Source organism: Chloroflexota bacterium (assembly GCA_014360805.1).
GTDB lineage: Bacteria > Chloroflexota > Anaerolineae > DTLA01 > DTLA01 > DTLA01.
The window spans coordinates 1-3,686 of the sequence record JACIWU010000138.1; the positions used below are offsets into that span (position 1 = coordinate 1).

A 3,686-nucleotide genomic window follows, 5' to 3' on the forward strand; every position below is an offset into this window, starting at 1 on the left:
AGCACTTCCGGAAGTGCGTCGCACCTAGGGGATGCTGTGGGAAGCCGCCCTACTTCACTGCTGTGGGGCTGACCTCGCCCACCAGCGACCACGGCCCGGCCCAGGTGATGCGCACCCACGCCAGGCGGCCCCGCCAATCGAGGGGGCTGTCAAAGAACACCAGTTTGTTGGTGCGGGTGCGGCCGAACCAGCGCCCTTTCTTCTGCCCCTCCACCAGCACCTCCACCGCCCGTCCGACGAGGGCCTGATTGATTTCGCCGACGATGCGCTTCTGGAGGTCGTCCACGGCTTTGCGGCGGCGCTCCTTCTCGTCGGGCGGCACGTCGTCGGGCAGACGCTCGGCAGGCGTGCCGGGCCGCACCGAGTAGGCGGCCACGTGCACGGCGTCAAACCGTATCTCCTCCAGCAGGCGGTAGGTGTTCTGGAACGCCTCGTCGGTTTCGCCCGGGAAGCCGACGATGACATCGGTGGCGATGGCCGCGCCGGGCACCGCGTCGCGGATGGCCCGCACCAGGTCGCGGTACTGCTGGGCCGTGTAGGTGCGCCCCATGCGCCGCAGCACGCCGTCGTCGCCCGACTGCACGGGCAACTCAAAGTGCTCGCAGACCTTGGGCAGGTCGCGCACGGCCTGGATGACGTGCGACGACAGGTCGCCAGGGTGCGAGGTCAGGAATCGGATGCGCCAGATTCCCTCCACATCGTGGACGGCGCGGAGGAGGTCGGCCAAATCCAGGGGCGGCACCAGGTCGCGCCCGTAGGCGTCCACGTTCTGGCCCAGCAGGACGATTTCGCGCGCGCCGCGCTCGGCGGCCTGTTCGGCTTCGCGCACGATGTCGGCCACGGGGCGGCTTGTCTCCTCGCCTCGGCGCAGGCGCACGATGCAGTACGTGCAGCGATGATTGCACCCATAGATGGCGGTGATGCCGCGGGAGATGGGCGAAGGCTCCGCGCGCGCGGTTCGGGGCGCTTCGCTTCGCTCCGATGGGCACGGGGCGGACACGGGCACAACGGCAGATTCTTCGCCGCTTCCCTGGTCGGAATCGCGAGGGGCGGCGGATTGGGGCGCGGGGACAAGCCCGCTCTGTTCCACGGCCCGCAGCAGCCCGTCCACGTCCGACGGCCGAATGAAGGCGTCCACATAGGGGAATTGTCTCGCCAGCGCGTCGGGGTCGCCCACGGCGCAGCCCATCAGCGCCAGGAAGGCGCGCGGGTTCTTGGCCTTGATGGGCTTCAGCGAGCGCAGCCGCCCCCAGACGCGGTCCTCGGCGCTCTGGCGCACCACGCAGGTGTTGAGGACGATGACATCGGCCTGCTCAATCTGGGCGGCCCGCCGCAGCCCCAGGGCCTCCAGGCCCTCCTCGGCGCGGCGGGCGTCGGCCGCGTTCATCTGACAGCCGATGTTCCAGACGTAGTACAGGGGCATCTCACCCTCGCCTCAGAATCTCGCGGGCCACCCACACCCCCGACGCCGACGCTTGCACCAGCCCGCGCGTGACGCCTGCGCCGTCGCCGGCGGCGAACAGGTTCTTGACGGCGGTCTCCAGGCACGCGCTCAACTTCAGCCGCGACGAGTAGAACTTCACCTCCACGCCGTATAAGAGCGTATGCCGCGAGTACACGCCCGGGATGAAGTCGTCCATCGCCTTCAGCATCTCCAGCAAATCCACGACGTAGCGATGGGGCAGGACCAGCGCCAGGTCGCCCGGGCTGGCGTCGCGCAGGGTGGGCGTAACGATGCTGCGGCTAAGCCGTTCGGGCGTGGAGCGCCGCCCCTGTTCCAAGTCGCCCAGGCGCTGGACGATGATCCCGCCGCCGAGGAGGTTGGCCAGGCTGGCGATGTACTTGCCGTAGGCGATGGGCTCCTTGAACGGCTCGGTGAACGATTTGCTCACCAGGAGCGCGAAGTTGGTGTTGGCCGTGCGGCGGTCGGCGTAACTGTGGCCGTTGACGGTGATCACGTCGCCCGCGTACTCGGTAACCACCTCGCCATACGGGCACACGCAGAAGGTGCGCACCTTGTCGTCAAAGGCTTTGGTGTAGTACAGGAGTTTCGGCTCGTACACCAGGTCGGTGAGGGGAGCCATCACCGTGGCGGGCACCTCCACGCGCACGCCGACATCCACCGGATTGTTCTGCAAGCCGAGTTGCAGTTCGTTGGCCCGCTCCGTGAGCCAGGGTGCGCCCTCTCGGCCCGGCGCCACGATGACGTAGCGGCCCAGGATGTCCTCGCCCTTGGTGGTGGAGACGCCGACGGCCAGCGAGTTCTCGGTGAGGAGGCGCCGAACCTCGGTGCGCAGGCGAATGTGCACGCCGCGCCGCTCCAGTTCCTCGCGGATGGCCCGCACGACGCCCTGCGCGCGGTCGCTCCCCAGGTGACGGATGGGCGCCGAGACCAGTTGCAGGCCGGCCCTCGCCGCCTGCTTGGCCAGCCGTTCGTACACGTCCTGGTCGGTTCCGTACACCTTCTCGGGCGCGCCGAACCGCATCCAGGTCTGGTCTACGTCGCGGATCAGTTCCTCGGTAATGGCGCGGCCTAGGATATCAGGCAGTTGACCGCCTACATCGGGCGAGAGGGTCAGTTTGCCATCGGAGAAGGCGCCCGCGCCGCCCCAGCCCGAGACCAGCCTGCACGGTTTGCATTCCAGGCACTTGCCGCCGTTGACGAAGGACGGGCACGTGCGTTTTTCCAGCGCCGGCCCCTTGTCCACGATAAGGATTTTCATGTCGCTGTGCTGCGACAGTTCCAGCGCCGCGAACATCCCTGCCGGGCCTGCCCCGACGATGATGACATCGTACTGCGGATCGCTCATCTCCTGCTCCCCTCCTCTGCCAGCGCCGGGACGCGCCGTGCTTCGCCCTCGCGCTCCAGGATTCTGCGCACGAATTCGCCGGTGTAGGACCCGCGGACGCGGCTCACCTCTTCGGGCGTGCCCTGCGCCACCACGTAGCCGCCCTTCTCGCCGCCTTCGGGCCCCAGGTCTATGATCCAGTCCGCCGTCTTGATGACATCCAGGTTGTGCTCAATGACGATGACGCTGTTGCCGGCATCCACCAGCAGGCTCAGCACGCGCAGCAGCCGCTCAATGTCGGCGAAATGCAGGCCCGTGGTCGGCTCGTCCAGGATATACAGCGTGCGCCCCGTGGCCGCGCGCGACAGTTCCCGCGACAGTTTCACCCGCTGCGCCTCGCCGCCCGACAGGGTGGTGGCGGGCTGGCCCAGCCGAATGTACCCCAGCCCCACGTCGTGCAGCGTTTTCAGTTTGTTGCGGATTTTGGGCAGGTTCTTGAAGAACTCCAGCGCCTCGTCCACCGTCATGTCCAGCACGTCGGCGATGGACTTGCCCTTGTAGCGAATCTCCAGCGCCTCGCGATTGTACCGTTTTCCGTGGCACACCTCGCACGGCACGTACACGTCGGGCAGGAACTGCATCTCAATGCGGATGATGCCATCGCCGCGGCACGCCTCGCAGCGGCCGCCCTTGACGTTGAACGAGAACCGCCCGGGGGCGTATCCGCGCATCTTGGCCTCGGGCAGCGAGGCGTACAAGTCGCGGATGGCCGTGAAGACGTTGGTGTAGGTGGCCGGGTTGGAGCGCGGCGTCCGCCCGATGGGCGATTGGTCTATGTTGACGACTTTGTCTATGTACTCCAGGCCCAAAATCTCATCGTGTAGGCCGGGCTTGTCC

At 67.4% G+C, this 3,686-nt stretch carries 3 protein-coding genes; all 3 read right to left on the bottom strand.

The genetic code is table 11. From position 1 onward, the window contains the following. Positions 1-49: 49 nt before the first annotated feature. Positions 50-1,423, bottom strand: coding sequence for a tRNA (N6-isopentenyl adenosine(37)-C2)-methylthiotransferase MiaB (gene miaB, locus H5T65_13955; GenBank protein ID MBC7260331.1), 1,374 nt, complete (start codon positions 1,421-1,423; stop codon positions 50-52). A 1-nt stretch (position 1,424) separates the two neighbouring features. Beyond that, a complete protein-coding gene (locus tag H5T65_13960) occupies positions 1,425-2,810 on the bottom strand; it encodes an NAD(P)/FAD-dependent oxidoreductase (protein MBC7260332.1) in 1,386 nt (461 codons plus the stop codon). Beyond that, positions 2,807-3,686: excinuclease ABC subunit UvrA (locus H5T65_13965; GenBank protein ID MBC7260333.1), on the bottom strand; the 880-nt coding region annotated here is incomplete at its 5' end. The genes H5T65_13960 and H5T65_13965, both read right to left, overlap by 4 nt.